This is a genomic window from Flavobacteriales bacterium, assembly GCA_029248105.1.
In the GTDB taxonomy this organism is placed as follows: Bacteria; Bacteroidota; Bacteroidia; order Flavobacteriales; family UBA7312; genus UBA8444.
Map to the genome: position 1 here is coordinate 121,864 of JAQWJZ010000030.1, position 15,044 is coordinate 136,907.

Annotated in this window: 18 protein-coding genes; 12 read left to right on the top strand and 6 right to left on the bottom strand. The window is 33.1% G+C overall.

The features are described 5' to 3' along the window. The first annotated feature begins 30 nt into the window (after positions 1-30). Together P8I29_05635 and pckA are read left to right on the top strand one after the other, a co-directional pair. The gene (locus tag P8I29_05635) at positions 31-408 is read left to right on the top strand and encodes a DUF423 domain-containing protein (protein MDG1917283.1); all 378 of its coding nucleotides are present in this window, start codon (positions 31-33) and stop codon (positions 406-408) included. Between the two features lie 328 nt (positions 409-736). Then, positions 737-2,323 carry a phosphoenolpyruvate carboxykinase (ATP) gene (pckA, locus tag P8I29_05640; GenBank protein MDG1917284.1) on the top strand — a complete coding sequence of 529 codons (1,587 nt, stop codon included), beginning with the start codon at positions 737-739 and terminating at the stop codon, positions 2,321-2,323. Between the two features lie 65 nt (positions 2,324-2,388). On the opposite strand, the gene P8I29_05645 is transcribed toward pckA, so the two are convergent. After that, entirely contained in the window at positions 2,389-2,643 is a 255-nt protein-coding gene (locus P8I29_05645) for a type B 50S ribosomal protein L31 (protein ID MDG1917285.1), read from the bottom strand. 117 nt (positions 2,644-2,760) lie between these two features. Between P8I29_05645 and P8I29_05650 the strand changes: the two genes are divergently transcribed. Further along, positions 2,761-4,239 carry a hypothetical protein gene (locus P8I29_05650; GenBank protein MDG1917286.1) on the top strand — a complete coding sequence of 493 codons (1,479 nt, stop codon included), beginning with the start codon at positions 2,761-2,763 and terminating at the stop codon, positions 4,237-4,239. Here P8I29_05650 and P8I29_05655 read toward each other — a convergent pair. Continuing rightward, positions 4,236-5,249: an acyl-CoA reductase gene (locus tag P8I29_05655; GenBank protein ID MDG1917287.1), complete on the bottom strand. Its 1,014-nt coding sequence runs from the start codon at positions 5,247-5,249 to the stop codon at positions 4,236-4,238. The two genes, P8I29_05650 and P8I29_05655, sit on opposite strands and share 4 nt — an antisense overlap. A gap of 55 nt (positions 5,250-5,304) precedes the next feature. Between P8I29_05655 and P8I29_05660 the strand changes: the two genes are divergently transcribed. Genes P8I29_05660 through P8I29_05685 form a run of 6 tightly spaced genes read left to right on the top strand, consistent with a single transcriptional unit; the run spans position 5,305 to position 10,501 of the window. Continuing rightward, entirely contained in the window at positions 5,305-5,652 is a 348-nt protein-coding gene (locus P8I29_05660; GenBank protein MDG1917288.1) for a 4Fe-4S dicluster domain-containing protein, read from the top strand. Continuing rightward, a complete protein-coding gene (locus tag P8I29_05665) occupies positions 5,652-6,533 on the top strand; it encodes a hypothetical protein (GenBank protein ID MDG1917289.1) in 882 nt (293 codons plus the stop codon). Before P8I29_05660 ends, P8I29_05665 begins: the two co-directional genes overlap by 1 nt. A gap of 38 nt (positions 6,534-6,571) precedes the next feature. Beyond that, positions 6,572-7,639, top strand: a complete 1,068-nt coding sequence (serC, locus tag P8I29_05670) for a 3-phosphoserine/phosphohydroxythreonine transaminase (protein ID MDG1917290.1) — start codon at positions 6,572-6,574, stop codon at positions 7,637-7,639. Next, a complete protein-coding gene (locus P8I29_05675) occupies positions 7,639-8,595 on the top strand; it encodes a D-2-hydroxyacid dehydrogenase (GenBank protein MDG1917291.1) in 957 nt (318 codons plus the stop codon). The genes serC and P8I29_05675 overlap by 1 nt, the downstream gene beginning before the upstream one ends. A 37-nt stretch (positions 8,596-8,632) precedes the next feature. Next, positions 8,633-9,862 (top strand): DUF1015 domain-containing protein, encoded by a 1,230-nt coding sequence (locus tag P8I29_05680; GenBank protein ID MDG1917292.1) that lies wholly within the window; start codon positions 8,633-8,635, stop codon positions 9,860-9,862. Next, positions 9,863-10,501, top strand: coding sequence for a YggS family pyridoxal phosphate-dependent enzyme (locus P8I29_05685; GenBank protein ID MDG1917293.1), 639 nt, complete (start codon positions 9,863-9,865; stop codon positions 10,499-10,501). A 1-nt stretch (position 10,502) separates the two neighbouring features. Here the strand turns inward: P8I29_05685 and P8I29_05690 are convergent, their stop codons facing one another. Both P8I29_05690 and P8I29_05695 read right to left on the bottom strand, forming a co-directional pair. Next, on the bottom strand, positions 10,503-10,688 hold the full coding sequence (locus P8I29_05690; protein ID MDG1917294.1) for a hypothetical protein: 186 nt from the start codon (positions 10,686-10,688) through the stop codon (positions 10,503-10,505). A gap of 4 nt (positions 10,689-10,692) precedes the next feature. Beyond that, the gene (locus tag P8I29_05695) at positions 10,693-11,160 is read right to left on the bottom strand and encodes a MarR family transcriptional regulator (protein ID MDG1917295.1); all 468 of its coding nucleotides are present in this window, start codon (positions 11,158-11,160) and stop codon (positions 10,693-10,695) included. A gap of 60 nt (positions 11,161-11,220) precedes the next feature. Here P8I29_05695 and P8I29_05700 point away from each other — a divergent pair, with 60 nt between their 5' ends. After that, positions 11,221-11,940, top strand: coding sequence for a pirin family protein (locus tag P8I29_05700; GenBank protein ID MDG1917296.1), 720 nt, complete (start codon positions 11,221-11,223; stop codon positions 11,938-11,940). 30 nt (positions 11,941-11,970) lie between these two features. Here P8I29_05700 and P8I29_05705 read toward each other — a convergent pair whose 3' ends face one another. Both P8I29_05705 and P8I29_05710 read right to left on the bottom strand, forming a co-directional pair. Then, positions 11,971-12,921: a phosphoribosylaminoimidazolesuccinocarboxamide synthase gene (locus P8I29_05705; GenBank protein MDG1917297.1), complete on the bottom strand. Its 951-nt coding sequence runs from the start codon at positions 12,919-12,921 to the stop codon at positions 11,971-11,973. Beyond that, a complete protein-coding gene (locus P8I29_05710; GenBank protein MDG1917298.1) occupies positions 12,914-13,858 on the bottom strand; it encodes a PhoH family protein in 945 nt (314 codons plus the stop codon). The genes P8I29_05705 and P8I29_05710 overlap by 8 nt, the downstream gene beginning before the upstream one ends. 108 nt (positions 13,859-13,966) lie before the next feature. Between P8I29_05710 and P8I29_05715 the strand changes: the two genes are divergently transcribed. Next, positions 13,967-14,752, top strand: coding sequence for an SAM-dependent chlorinase/fluorinase (locus tag P8I29_05715; protein ID MDG1917299.1), 786 nt, complete (start codon positions 13,967-13,969; stop codon positions 14,750-14,752). After that, entirely contained in the window at positions 14,749-15,033 is a 285-nt protein-coding gene (locus tag P8I29_05720) for an antibiotic biosynthesis monooxygenase (protein MDG1917300.1), read from the top strand. The genes P8I29_05715 and P8I29_05720 overlap by 4 nt, the downstream gene beginning before the upstream one ends. The last annotated feature ends 11 nt before the right edge of the window (positions 15,034-15,044 follow it).

The window sequence follows — 15,044 nt, forward strand, 5'->3', positions numbered from 1 at the left end:
AATATATGTAAATTAGCAGCAAATAAAATTATGAACAAAAAGGTTATTTCAACAGCAGCTATTTTAGCAATACTAGCTATTATACTAGGAGCTTTTGGTGCACATACACTAAAAGATATAATTAGTGTTGATAAACTATCTAGCTTCGAAACTGGAGTTAGATACCAAATGTATCAAGCCCTAGCACTCCTCATTATCGGCTTTAACTATGATAAACTAAAATTGAATTCGTTTATTATCAGCCTAATTATAATAGGTATTATATGTTTTAGTTTTTCAATCTACTTTTTAAGCTTACAAGAATGGTTAAACTGGAATCTGTCTTTTCTAGGACCCATTACTCCTATTGGAGGGGTTTTACTAATTATTGGGTGGCTAATGTTCTTAGTCAGAACTGTAAAGTCATAAATGCACTTGCTATAAAACTTGAGTTAATATTAATATCAAATCTATAAAGACTTAACTTAGAGAGAAAGATTAATATAACATTCACATTTTATAGTGACACTTCCTATCAAAAAAATGTAAATACTCTAAATTTCTACATTACACTTTTAATGCCGAACAATAGACATTTTAATAGCTATCAAAGTGTATTAAATACACCTTGTTTTTGATGTGAAAATTAAATTCTTATCTAGTAATTAGGTTTTAAAAAATATCAAAATATAGTCATCTATTTTTTGTGAGTTAAGTATTAATTCTAATATTTGTCAGCCTAACTAATATCGTTGTTATGAATAATGAATTAAAAAGTTTAGGTCTTTTCGATGTTACTGCGCATTGGAATCTTTCACCCCAAAAATTAGCTCAACTATCACTGGACAAGAATCAAGCTAAACTAGCTAAATCTGGTGCTATATCTGTCAATACAGGAGAATTCACAGGCCGTTCACCCAAAGATAGATTTGTAGTGAAGGATAGCATAACCGAAAATTCGGTCTGGTGGGGTGAAGTAAATATTCCTTTTAGTCCTGAAAAATATAACAAACTATATAATAAAGTAACTTCTTACCTCAAAGGAAAAGAAGTATTTGTTAGGGATGTGTATGCATGCGCTGACGATGATTTTAGACTTAATATCAGAGTAGTTAATGAATACCCATGGTCGAATATGTTTGCCTACAATATGTTCTTAAGACCTACCGACGATGAGTTAAGTAACTTCCAAGCAGATTGGACAATCTTAAATGTACCGTCATTTATGGCAAATGCTGAAGAAGATGGCACTCGTCAACATAATTTTGCAATCATCAATTTTACAGAAAAAAATATATTAATTGGTGGCACAGGATATACAGGTGAAATTAAAAAGGGCATTTTCTCCGTATTGAATTTTATTTTACCTCATGAGAAAAATGTATTGTCTATGCACTGCTCTGCCAATGTCGGTAATGATGGTGATACTGCTGTCTTTTTCGGACTTTCTGGAACAGGAAAAACTACCCTTTCTGCCGACCCTAACAGAAAATTGATTGGTGATGATGAACACGGCTGGAGTGATGACAGTGTATTTAACTTCGAAGGGGGTTGTTACGCTAAATGTATAGACCTTACTGCTGAAAAAGAACCCGATATTTTTGCTGCTATTAAAGAGGGCGCATTATTAGAAAATATCATATTCAAAGAAGGTACTAACGAAGTGGACTTTGAAGACAGTACAATTACTGAAAATACAAGAGTAAGTTATCCTATTCATTACATTAAAAATACTGCAACTCCTTCGGTTGGTAATGCTCCAAAAAATATTTTCTTTTTGACTTGTGATGCTTTTGGTGTTTTACCTCCAATAGCTAAACTTAGTACTGGGCAAGCCATGTACCACTTTATTTCTGGCTATACGGCTAAGGTAGCAGGAACTGAAGAAGGTATTACTGAGCCAAGCACTACTTTTTCTGCTTGTTTTGGCGCTCCTTTTTTACCCTTACACCCTACCCGATACGCTGAATTACTAGGAGAAAAGATGGAAAGTAGTAATGTCAATGTATGGCTAGTCAATACAGGTTGGTCAGGCGGATCATACGGAGTGGGCGCACGATTAAGCTTAAAATATACCCGTTCACTAATAACGGCTGTTCTAGAGGGTGATTTGAATAATGTCGAATACTCCACACATGAAATATTTGGACTTGCAATGCCAACTGAATGTAAAAATGTCCCATCAGAAATATTAAGCCCAAAGAATACATGGGAAGATAAAAGTGCTTACGATTCAAAAGCCAACGAGTTAGCACAAGCTTTTAATTCTAATTTTGATAAATATTCAGACTTTGCTAGTCAAGAGATGCTTGATAGTGCTCCGAAGCTAAAAGTTCTATCATAAAGAAAAACCAAATCATAAAAAAACCCATTCGTATGAATGGGTTTTTTTTGTGGAATAAACTCTCGTTATTTAGAAAACTTAGAGTATTTATTCTTGAACTTATCGATACGACCAGCCGTATCAACTAATTTCATTTTTCCAGTATAATAAGGATGAGAATCTGAAGAGATTTCCATTTTAATTAATGGATATTCGTTACCATCTTCCCACTTGATAGTCTCTTTGGTATTAGCTGTAGATTTAGTTAATACAGTGAAACCCGTTGAGATGTCTTGCAATACAACGTGTCTATAATTTTCTGGGTGTATACCTTTTTTCATTATTCTAATAATTTGGAGTGCAAATATAAACACTTATCACAAACTAGCAAACCCACAATTATTTAATTTACTATACTATAAATTCCAAGTAGTCGTTTATGCTATATTTGCATCTCTATGACAACAAGAAATCTTTTGATAGCTATTCTTATCTGCTTAGGCTTTAGTGCTTGTAGAAAAGACTTTTTTGCAGATAGTGGTCCTGGATCATTATCTTTCTCTAATGACTCCATTCTTTTTGATACAGTCTTTACTAGTATCGGAAGTGCTACGAAAAAATTCATCGTTTATAATAACAATTCTAACCCTGTTACTATTGAGAGCATTCGTCTAGCACAAAATAATACTTCTAATGTTTATAGAATTAATGTGGATGGTATGCCCATAGATCAAAGCCAAAACATTAAACTCGCTGCCCAGGATAGTCTTTTTGTATTTATTGAAGTGACAGTAAACCCCAATAATGAAAACACACCCTATATCGTAACTAATGATCTAGAATTTACAACAAATGGTAAGAAGCAAAATATAAGTCTAGTAGCTTATGGTCAAAATGCTAATTTTTATACACCCAATGACAATCTATTTATTAGTGATTCTGATACTATTAATTTTCGTTACCACTCTATCTCACAAAATACAACATGGACTAACGACAAGCCCCATGTTATTTATGGCTATGTCATTGTTGAACCCAACGCAACCCTTAGCATTGAAGAAGGTGCTCAAATTTATTGCCACGCCAATTCTGCTCTTATAATTGGCAATCCAATACTAGCCAATAACAATGGTGGAACTCTTAATGTAAATGGTACATTAGGCAATGAAGTTGTTTTTCAAGGAGATAGATTAGAGCAATGGTATCAGGATGCGCCCGGTCAATGGAGCCAGATATGGTTAGCTCCTGGAAGTGTCAATAATAATATCAATTATGCTATTATAAGAAATGGAACTGTAGGAATCAAAATAGATACCCTTGGGCCATCTTCTGAACCAACTCTAAAAGTAAACAATACCATCATAGAGAACATGAGTGATATTGGTCTTTTTGCTCAAGGCAGCTATGTAACAGGATACAATAATGTTATTAAAAATTGTGGACGTTATAACCTAGTACTCAATATTGGTGGTCGTTATCGCTTTAATCACTGCACTTTTGCCAACTATTACAGTTATGGTAGTAGAAATACACCTGTTCTACTTATGAATAACTACTACGAAGATATCAATGAAAACATACAGACAAGAGCGTTAACCGAAGCTGATTTTACTAATTGTATCATTGATGGAAGTGCTGCCCATGAAATAGAATTACAGAATAATTCGAATAGCGAATTTAACTATCTGTTTGATCATTGTTTGATTAAACTCCACCCCGACTCTTCACTCTATAATTTAACTCAAATAAACAGCCTTAAAATCAATAGTGGATCATATATTTTTGTAAACCCTCAAGAGCAAGACTTTCAATTGAGAGATAACTCTATCGCAATTGATGCAGGTAAATTGAGTATAAGTAACGAGTTTCTTATCGATATTTTAGGAAATAGTAGAGCTATTAGTCCTGATATTGGAGCTTATGAAAAATTAGATTAAATATTTTCAAGAAAACCTAAAGTATCGACGCCATCAGCATAATCTTCTAATTGTGGGTGTTGTGCTTTACCAAATGGAATGAAACCCTTCCCCACAACACACTGTATATCGTCTTTTAATTCCTCTAATTGAAGCATTAAAGAATCCTTTTCATCATAATATTCATAATTTAATACCGCCACAGGAGAATGTAAAGATTTGTCCTCCTTAAGGATAAGGAAACCATTTTCCAATATATTGTGATTTCCCATCATGTAAATAGCCCTAAAATAATCGTAATTGTTAGCGTATTTATTATTCAAAACAACATCCTGATAATCATAAAATACCTCAAACAATAGATTTAAATCGTAATCTTTAGGGATATATAATTTAGTGACATTTCTACACCCTAAACCAAAATATAGAAATATATCACTTGCTAAAGCTTTTCTTTCCTCTAAACTCTCCTCTCCTGTTAGTATTGCTATTGAAGTACGGCTTTTACGAAGTAAAGTAGGATAGTCTTTAAAATAATATTCAAAATGCTTAAAAGACTCATTGCTACCAGTAGCGATCACTGCATCAAAACCTTCAACCTTTTCTACTAATTTTATGTCGTTCTTGAAGCGAGGCTCTATCTTAATAAGTTCATCAACAATAGGAATAAATAAGCGATTATCTTTAGAGGATAGTTTAATAATAGCTCTATGACCACTAATCAAAACACATAAAAAATCATTAAAACCCACCAAAGGAATATTTCCAGCCATAATGATAGATACATTCTTTTTTTGCTTTACGGGCAAAGAATAAGATGACACCCAGTTCGTTAATTTATCAGTACTTAAATTTTCACATATCGCTGATATAGAAGACCTTATGTTGCCTGAAGTAAACCAACCATTATAAGATGATGAAGCTTGAATTATATGATCTAAATGATGATCTTTGTTCAATTTGCCATCACTAAAACCAATCAAAAAATCACCTAATTTTTTGAAAGCTTTAATTCTATCTTCTATTATCATTTCTTAGTATATTTGTACCACAAAATTAAAACTATTAACCTTTTTAGTTAAACAAATGGCAATTAAAATTTCTGACGAATGTATCAACTGCGGAGCTTGTGAGCCTGAATGCCCTAATAACGCTATTTATGAAGGCGGTATGGAATGGCATTTTTCTGACGGAACTTCTTTATCTGGTACTATTACACCTAAAAGTGGTGGCGACTATGATGCCGATGCTTCACAAGAACCTGTAGATTATGACGTTTATTATATAGTCACCGACAAATGTACAGAGTGTAAAGGTTTTCACGATGAGCCTCAGTGCGCTGCAGTTTGCCCTGTTGATTGTTGTATTCCTGACGAGGATAACGTTGAAACAGAAACAGAACTTCTTTCTAAAAAAGACTTTTTACATTCTTGATGATTTATCGATTGCTACATAAAGCCATTTTATCACAATCGATTTTACTCTTGTTTACTTTTTCTGCTTTAGCACAAAAGACTGATTTCACCTATTACGAAACAGAATTATCAAAGGTTGCTCCCCTACTTCGTAATGGTAGTTCTGACCAAGAAAAGCTCAAAGCAAATGCCGATTTTATTGAATTATGGGATTATGTTCTTGACGACCCCAAGTCATTAAAATATGATTTTGAACAACTCACTTCATTCCCCATACTTACATCAAAAGATAAAAAACTAAGAATCATCAATTGGTATATTCCCCTTTCTAACAATACCAATAAATATTTTGCAATTGTACAATACTATAACAGTAAAAAAGAATATAGAGTAGAATACCTTAAACCTCTAGAAGGTGAAGTTAAATTAGCCAACACTCTAAAACTAAATAATAGCCAATGGATTGGTGCTCTTTATTATAACCTAACACACTTTAAAAGAGGTAAAAAAGATTACTACCTGCTTTTGGGCTGGGATGGAAATGATGAAAGAAGCAACAAAAAAATCATAGACGTTCTGTCCATTTCTAAATCCTTAACTTTCGGTGCCCCCATCTTTAGACATCAAAAAAAGCGATACCATCGTTTTATCCTTGAATACAAAGAAGATGCTGCTGTATCGGTAAGGTTTAATGAAAAAATTCAAAGTATAGTATTTCCACATCTTATACCAATAAGCGATGATTTGACTGGTTTATATGATTTCTATATACCCGATGGCAGTGTCGATGCCTTTGAGTTAAAAAATGGCACTTTTAAATTCAAAGAAAATATTACAAACCCTAACAAAGTTAATGTTCCCAAAATCAAAAAAATTGATGGTGGTTTGTTTCCTAAATAAAAATAATACCGCATTTTTGCAGATATAATAAATAAATAATGAAAAAGCATAATTTTAGCGCTGGACCCTGTATCCTTCCTCAACAAGTTTTTAAAGAAGCCTCTTCTTCGATTTTAAACTTCAATAACCTTGACCTTTCTTTAATAGAAATATCCCATAGGAGCGCAGATTTTGTGGCTGTTATGGACGAAGCTATACAAAGTGTAAAAGAGTTACTGGATGTGCCTTCAGGTTACTCTGTATTGTTTTTGCAAGGTGGTGCTAGTATGGAATTTTTGATGGTAGCCAACAATTTAATGAAGATCAATGGCAAGGCTGGCTATCTAGATACAGGTGCTTGGTCTTCAAAAGCTATTAAAGAGGCTAAATTATTTGGCGACACCCAAGTATTAGCTAGTTCAAAAGATAAAAATTACAGTTACATACCCAAAGGCTATGAAATCCCTAGTGATTTAGATTATTTTCATTGTACTTCCAACAATACCATATTTGGAACACAAATGAAAGATTTCCCAAATACTGATGTTATTACAGTATGCGATATGTCATCGGATATTTTTAGTAGAAAAATTGATGTGTCAAAATTTGGACTGATTTATGCTGGAGCTCAAAAGAACTTAGGTCCAGCTGGAACTACACTAGTAATAGTTAAAGATGAAATATTAGGTCATACAGGTAGAGAAATTCCAACAATGTTGGATTACAATACGCATATCGCTAAAGACAGTATGTTCAACACTCCCCCAGTATTTCCAATTTATGTAAGTATGTTAACTATGCGTTGGCTAAAAGAAAATGGTGGTATTGAATGGATAGAAAATATAAACAAACAAAAAGCCGAGCTTTTATACAACACCATAGACAAAAGTTCCATATTTAAAGGAAGCGCTAGTATTGAAGACCGATCAACCATGAACGCTACATTTCTTCTTACCAATGATGCATTGAAAGATGAGTTTAGTAAGATGTGTGCCGATGGTGGTATAAACGGATTAAAAGGTCACCGTTCTGTAGGAGGCTACAGAGCATCAATGTATAACGCTATGCCACTAGATAGCGTACAAGTATTAGTGGAAATAATGAACGAATTAGAAAGAAAAGCATAATGACAAAAGTACTCGCCAATGATGGCATCTCTCAATTAGGAATTGACGCCTTAGAATCTGCTGGTTTTGAAGTAATAACCCAAAAAGTAGCGCAAGAACAATTAGCTAATGTTATCAATGAAAAAAATATTAGTGTTTTATTAGTGCGTTCTGCTACTACAGCTAGAAAAGAACTCATAGACGCCTGTCCAAATTTAAAAATGATTGGACGTGGAGGCGTTGGCATGGATAATATAGACGTTGAATACGCTAAAAGCAAAGGATTAGAGGTTGTTAATACTCCAGCAGCATCATCAGAATCAGTAGCTGAATTAGTCTTCTCTCACCTTTTTAATATGGTGCGTTTTGTTTACGACTCAAACCGACAAATGCCGCTTGAAGGCGATTCTAAATTTAAAGAATTGAAAAAGGCATATGCTAAAGGGTCTGAATTGAAAGGTAAAACACTAGGGATTATTGGCTTTGGTAGAATTGGTCAAGAAGTAGCTAAACGAGCTATTGGACTAGGTATGAAAGTTATTGCAAACGACAAATTCATTAGAAATGCATCTGTTGAATTATCATTTTTTGATGGTCAGAAAGCAACTTTCGAGATTAAAACCATAACATTTGAAGAAGTTCTTAAAGAAAGTGATTATATAACCCTTCATATACCTAAAATTTCAGATAAGGCTGTTATTGGTGAAGCGGAATTCGAAATGATGAAAAACGGTGTGGGCATAGTTAACGCAGCCAGAGGTGGCGTGATAGATGAAGAATCGTTGATGAATGCATTAGATAGCGGTAAAGTATCTTCAGCTGGTCTTGATGTTTTCGACAATGAACCACAACCTCAAATTAAATTATTAATGCAGTCTAAAGTTTCTTTGACACCGCATATTGGAGCTGCTACAAATGAAGCTCAAGATAGAATAGGCCAAGAGTTAGCTGATAAGATTATCTCTTATTTTAACTAACTTAACGCTCCCTTAAAAGTCTTAAAATGGTTTCACTATGGCTAAAATAGTTCCTTTCTCTGCAATACGCCCTACTAGAGATAAAGTTTCTCTTGTGGCTAGCTGTTCCTATCTTAGTTATTCAAAAGAAACTCTTACTGAAAAATTAAAAAACAACCCATACACTTTTCTGCATATCATTAATCCCGATTTTTCTGTTGGAAAAGAAGTCAAAGATCATAACGAAAAATTCAAACTCGTTAAAGAAAAGTTTTACCGCTTCACTAAAGATGGTATTTTTAAAAAAGATCAAAAAAATCTATTCTACATTTACCAAAAAATTAATGCTGATAACAATTCATTCATCGGATTAATTGGCGCTGCATCGGTACTAGATTATATTAAAGGAAATATCAAAATTCACGAACAAACCATAGAAAAAAGAGAGAAGCTATTTAAAACTTATCTAGAAACAACAGGTTTTAATGCCGAACCAGTTCTTTTGACCTATCCTAATCATCAGTCTATTGACTCAATTATAGCAAAATACACTGAAGAAAGAGCCGAATACGAATTTACAACAACTAACAAATCTCAACACAAGTTATGGCTTGTAGATAATGAGAATGATATAGAATTAATTAAAAAATCATTTTCTGAAATTGAGAATTTATATATCGCTGATGGCCATCATCGTTTTGCATCCTCTAGCCTCTTAAACACAGAAGTGAAGAATATAAAAAGCTCAAAAACAGACTATTGTATGAGTTATCTCATTGCTGAAGACCAACTTAAAATCATCAGTTTCAATAGGTTGATTAAAAACTTAAATGGTCTTTCTGATAATGAATTTTTAAAGCGCATCAGTGAGAAATACGATTTAAAAGAAGTCAGCACATCTTTTCAGCCCAGTCAAAAAGATGAAATAGCGCTATACATATCTCAAAAATGGTATTCACTAATTGCTAAAGAACAATACGTCAATAGAAAACATTGTGTTGAAAAATTAGATCCTGCAATTTTATCAAAGAATATATTAGCTCCTATACTAGATATAGTAGACCCCAGAAACGATAAACGATTAGCTTTTATAGATGGCACTCACAGTTTAGAAGAAATTGAAAGCAAAGTAGATTCAAAAGAATTTAAAACGGCTTTTATTCTAAAACCCATTAGCGTTGGTCAGATTAAAGAAGTAGCCAACAAAGGAGAATCAATGCCACCTAAAAGCACATACATTCAACCTAAGCTAAGAAGCGGCATGCTTATTTATGACCTTATAGATTAAATGAACATCAAAGCAAACATAGAATCTATACAGAATTCAATAGAGAAAAACATTCAGTTAGTAGCTGTTTCTAAAACTAAACCTAATGAGTTCATCCTCCAAGCATATGAATCTGGACAACGAATTTTTGGAGAAAATAAAGTTCAAGAATTAGTAGAAAAATCTGCCACCCTTCCTGATGATATTCAATGGCATATGATTGGGCATTTGCAAAGCAATAAAGTGAAATATATTGCTCCATTCGTTTCACTTATTCACGCAGTAGATTCTAAAAAACTTTTGAAGGAAATTAATAAAAGAGCTAAACAAAACGATAGAGTAATACATTGCCTTTTACAAATTCACATTGCCCAAGAATCCAATAAGTTTGGCTTAAACCAAGAAGAAGCTATGGAATTATTAGCTATGGAATTAACTCACGTTTCCATTGATGGATTAATGGGAATGGCTACATTTAGTGATGATACTCTTCAAATAAGAAAGGAATTTAAATACCTAAAAACTGTTTTTGATAAAGCTAGAAGCAATCATCAAAACCTTTCTATATTATCGATGGGAATGAGTGGTGACTATAAAATTGCTATTGAGGAAGGAAGTAATATGATAAGGGTTGGCTCGTCAATATTTGGTAGTCGATGAATTACTTTTGTTTAGTGATTAATTCCCACATTTTACCTATTTCTTTATTTTCAGAACCCCTGTAAACTTGTCCAGTTTCTTCGTCTATCAAAATCCATTTTGTTGGACACTTAGTAATCACTTTTAACTCTACCGCTTGGTCAAGCTCTTGAATCTCAACATTGTTTATTAATCTAGTCTTTTTCATAATTCTAATAATATTGTTGTATTTCTCTTAAATGGTCTAAAATACGATTTGTCTGATTAGCATCATCATCAGAAATGAGCTCTTTTAATTTTGAATTCATTTCACTAAGAATTGCATCAATTTCTTTTAAAATAGATATCCCGTTTGAAGTAATAAGGATTTCTATTCTTCTTCTATCATCAGAACAAACACTCCTGTTCACTAAGTCCTTAGAAATTAATTTATCAACTAATCGAGATACATTAGAAGATTTATCTAACATTCTATTTTCTATCTCCATCAAAGCTATAGAGCTACCCTTCTGACCTCTTAGGATACTTAAAACGTTGTACTGCTGTGGTGACAAGTCAAAAGGTTTGAATAATCGAGTGGTTATCAAATTCAACAGATTTGCAGAATAAATAACATTAATCATTAGCTTCTCTTGTTCAGAATCAAATTTAGCTTGTGAAATGGATTGTTCTAAATTCATAAACACAAATATATGTATAAACATTATATGTATATACATTTAATTTTGTATATTTATTGTATGATTAAACATTATCCAACTTCTAATCAGGCATATGGTGAATTCAACGGTGGAGACATCACTGAAAACAAGCCTCTAGGCTTTCCACAAGATGGTGGAAATTTGAAACCCTATTCCAATTTATTCTATTGGGCACACGCTGTAGCTAAAAAAGACAGTGTCATTGGGCTTCATCCTCATAGAGGTTTTGAAATAATGTCTATTGTTTTGGAAGGAAATATTCAGCATTATGACACCCTACTCAGGCAATGGATACCATTAGAAAAAGGAGATGTTCAACTCATTCAATCCGGTTCAGGTATTTCACATGCAGAAGCAATGCAAGCTGACTCCAAGATTTTTCAAATTTGGTTCAATCCAGATTTAAGAAAAACACTTAGTGCTCCTGCAAAATATTTAGATGTTAAAGCTAAAGATTTACCTAAAGAGAATAATATCACAACCATAGTTGGAGAAAATTCTACTATTAAACTAGATAGTGAAAATATTGAAATAACAGAAATTGCATTTGAAGTTGGGAATTTTCAATTGCCCATAGAAAAAGAATATTATTACTCCTTTTATCTTATTGAAGGGGGATTAAAAATACAACAAGTCCGTGTTCAGAAAGATGATTTCTTTATTGTAGAAGATGAAGAATCATTGAGTTATGAAGTTTTAGCCAAGGGAAGAATGCTATGCATCAAATCACCTGTAACTGTGTCCTATCCAGTTTATTAAAAAAAAAGCCCCGTTCTGGGGCATTTTTAATTATTTATCTAAATATTGGGATATGTTTTGTTCTACTCTACTGAGTACATTTGAAACATCTTCTCTGACAAATTTTTCTCCTGTAATATGTTCGAATAGTTCGATATATCTTTCAGAAACTGATTGACAAAATTCAGCACTCATATGAGGAATACTCTGTCCATCTTTACCTTGAAAACCATTTTCGATAAGCCACTGTCTAACAAACTCTTTAGAGAGTTGTTTTTGTGGTTTTCCTGCCGCTAGATTCTCTTCATAGCCATCAATATAAAAGTACCGAGAAGAGTCTGGGGTATGAATTTCATCAATAAGAGTTATTTCTCCATTAGAATCCTTACCAAATTCATATTTGGTATCGACAAGGATAAGCCCTTTATCGTGAGCTAATTCTGTTCCTCGCTGAAAAAGCTCTCTAGTATATTTCTCTAGCATAACATAATCTGCTTCAGAAACTAATCCTTGTGATAGAATATCTTCTCTAGAAATATCTTCATCATGCCCTACTTCTGCTTTGGTTGTAGGAGTAATTAAAGGTTGGTCAAATTTTTGATTTTCTACCATTCCGTCAGGCATTGGAACGCCACATAACATACGTTTTCCATCACGATATTCTCTCCAAGCATGACCAGTAAGGTATCCTATAATTACCATTTCTACCATAAATGGCTCACATCGTTTACCAATAGTTACAGATGGATCAGGTGTAGATTCTTTCCAATTCTGAACAATATCAGATGTTGCATCTAAAAACTTAGACGCTATTTGATTCAATACCTGACCTTTGTAAGGAATTCCTTCAGGAAGAACATGGTCAAATGCTGATATCCTATCAGATGCGATCATTACCAACTGCTCGCTCCCAATACTATAAACATCTCTTACTTTACCCTTGTATAGGTTCTTTTGATTTGGAAAATTAAAATCCGTTTTAATAATTACATTCTTACTCATTTTTGTCTTGATTTGATTTATACGCTTTAATAATTTTTTTCACTAATTCATGGCGAATGACATCTTTATCATCGAGTTTAATGACACTAATGCCTTTTATGTTTTTTATGACTTTTAGAGCTTCTAAAAGGCCCGAAGGCTGTTTTGCGGGCAAGTCTATTTGTGTTTCATCACCTGTTATTATAAACTTTGCCGATTTGCCCATTCTTGTTAAGAACATTTTCATTTGTTGATGTGTTGAATTTTGGGCTTCGTCCAAAATTACAAAAGCATTATCCAATGTTCTACCCCTCATAAAGGCTAGAGGTGCTATTTCAATAATTCTATATTCTATATACTCATTTAACTTTTCTGACGGAATCATATCTCTAAGAGCATCATAAAGCGGTTGCAAATATGGATCTAGTTTTTCTTTTAAGTCACCTGGCAAAAATCCAAGGTTCTCTCCTGCTTCAACAGCAGGTCTTGAAAGTACTATGCGTTTTACTTCCTTATTCTTCAATGCTCTTACTGCAATAGCAACAGCTGTATATGTTTTTCCTGTTCCTGCTGGACCAACCGCAAAAACCATATCGTTTTTTTGCGACTCTTTAACCATCTTACGTTGATTAGCAGTCCTTGCTTTAATAATTTTACCATGTGGTCCATGAACTAAAGTATCGTTATCACCAAGAAGAACGGCACTATCTTCTAGTATTATTCGTTCTATGTTACTATGGGTTAATCTTTGATACTTGATGAAATGCTCCAACATCAAGCTGAATTTTTTTTCAAACTCTTCTATGGATTCGTCATCTCCAATGAGCTTTAAGGTATTACCTCTAGCAACACATTTGACTTTAGGAAAAAAATCAAGAATAAAGGTTAAAGTCTTATTGTTAGTTCCATAAATATCAAGAGGATTGATGCCTCCTAAATCTATTATTTTTTCACCCATATACTAAGCTATACTATTAATTGACGAATCAGTAAAAATTATACTTACTTTTGAGGGAACAAAATAACAACTTTTTAAGACAATTAATTGGATTAATTGCTCAATATTATGCCACTAATTACACTAACCACAGACTTAGGAACAGTAGATCATTATGTGAGTGCAGTTAAAGCAACTATTTTAAGACAGTTGGATAACGCTAATATTGTAGACATCAGCCACGACATACCTCCATTTAACATCATTCACGCTGCCTTTGTTCTTAAAAATGTTTATCAGGAATTTCCTCAAGGAAGTATTCATATAATAGGGGTTAATGCTGAATCCAATGAGGATACAAACCATATTGCTGTTTATGCCAATGGACACTATTTTATTGGAACAGACAATGGTATTTTCTCATTACTATTAGATGTTAAACCAGACAAAATTGTAGAAATAACAGCAACAAGAGATTCTGACAATGAAAACTTTCCAATTAAAGATGTTTTTGCTAAAACTGCATGTCACATAGCTAGAGGTGGCAAATTAGAAGTCATTGGAACTCCAATAAGTCAATTCTCTAAAGAAAGTGCTAAACTTGAAGCATTACATGATAAGAACAATATTCGAGGCTCAATTATACATATAGATCATTACGGAAATGCTATCACTAATATTAGCCAACGACTGTTTAAAGATGTAGCTAAAGAAAGAGCATATTCTATTAATCTAGGAAGTAAAGAACACTATTCAATAAATAGCATTAAAAGAAAATACAACGAAGTAGCAGCGGGCGATGCAATAGCGCTTTTTATTTCTACTGGTTTATTAACAATATCTCTAAACAATGGTTCAGCTGCAGCATTAATGGGATTACATATTAACGACACGGTTAGAATAGAATTTAAATGATAAAACGCATTGTTAAAATGGAGTTTATAGACGATAAAGTGGAAAGCTTTATCACAATATTCAACAGCAGTAAAAAGATGATTCTCACTTTTAAAGGCTGTCATTCCGTTGAACTATTAAGAGATGTGAATGCTCAAAATGTCTTTTTCACCTATAGCATTTGGGATTCTGAAGCTCATCTCAACCAATACAGAAAATCAGTAACATTTAAAGAAATTTGGTCTAAAACAAAACCGCTATTTTGCAATAAAGCAAAAGCTTGGAGCGTTGAAGAGATTTAATATTTTTGCAA

Bases quoted from the DNA above. Each gene is read 5' to 3' on its own strand.
- P8I29_05710 (MDG1917298.1), bottom strand. From the start codon at position 13,858: ATGGGTGAAAAAATAATAGATTTAGGAGGCATCAATCCTCTTGATATT.
- P8I29_05635 (MDG1917283.1), top strand. From the start codon at position 31: ATGAACAAAAAGGTTATTTCAACAGCAGCTATTTTAGCAATACTAGCT.
- P8I29_05685 (MDG1917293.1), top strand. From the start codon at position 9,863: ATGAACATCAAAGCAAACATAGAATCTATACAGAATTCAATAGAGAAA.
- P8I29_05645 (MDG1917285.1), bottom strand. From the start codon at position 2,643: ATGAAAAAAGGTATACACCCAGAAAATTATAGACACGTTGTATTGCAA.
- P8I29_05675 (MDG1917291.1), top strand. From the start codon at position 7,639: ATGACAAAAGTACTCGCCAATGATGGCATCTCTCAATTAGGAATTGAC.
- P8I29_05695 (MDG1917295.1), bottom strand. From the start codon at position 11,160: ATGAATTTAGAACAATCCATTTCACAAGCTAAATTTGATTCTGAACAA.
- P8I29_05720 (MDG1917300.1), top strand. From the start codon at position 14,749: ATGATAAAACGCATTGTTAAAATGGAGTTTATAGACGATAAAGTGGAA.
- P8I29_05700 (MDG1917296.1), top strand. From the start codon at position 11,221: ATGATTAAACATTATCCAACTTCTAATCAGGCATATGGTGAATTCAAC.
- P8I29_05660 (MDG1917288.1), top strand. From the start codon at position 5,305: ATGGCAATTAAAATTTCTGACGAATGTATCAACTGCGGAGCTTGTGAG.
- P8I29_05655 (MDG1917287.1), bottom strand. From the start codon at position 5,249: ATGATAATAGAAGATAGAATTAAAGCTTTCAAAAAATTAGGTGATTTT.
- P8I29_05705 (MDG1917297.1), bottom strand. From the start codon at position 12,921: ATGAGTAAGAATGTAATTATTAAAACGGATTTTAATTTTCCAAATCAA.
- serC (MDG1917290.1), top strand. From the start codon at position 6,572: ATGAAAAAGCATAATTTTAGCGCTGGACCCTGTATCCTTCCTCAACAA.
- P8I29_05715 (MDG1917299.1), top strand. From the start codon at position 13,967: ATGCCACTAATTACACTAACCACAGACTTAGGAACAGTAGATCATTAT.
- P8I29_05680 (MDG1917292.1), top strand. From the start codon at position 8,633: ATGGCTAAAATAGTTCCTTTCTCTGCAATACGCCCTACTAGAGATAAA.
- P8I29_05650 (MDG1917286.1), top strand. From the start codon at position 2,761: ATGACAACAAGAAATCTTTTGATAGCTATTCTTATCTGCTTAGGCTTT.
- P8I29_05690 (MDG1917294.1), bottom strand. From the start codon at position 10,688: ATGAAAAAGACTAGATTAATAAACAATGTTGAGATTCAAGAGCTTGAC.
- P8I29_05665 (MDG1917289.1), top strand. From the start codon at position 5,652: ATGATTTATCGATTGCTACATAAAGCCATTTTATCACAATCGATTTTA.
- pckA (MDG1917284.1), top strand. From the start codon at position 737: ATGAATAATGAATTAAAAAGTTTAGGTCTTTTCGATGTTACTGCGCAT.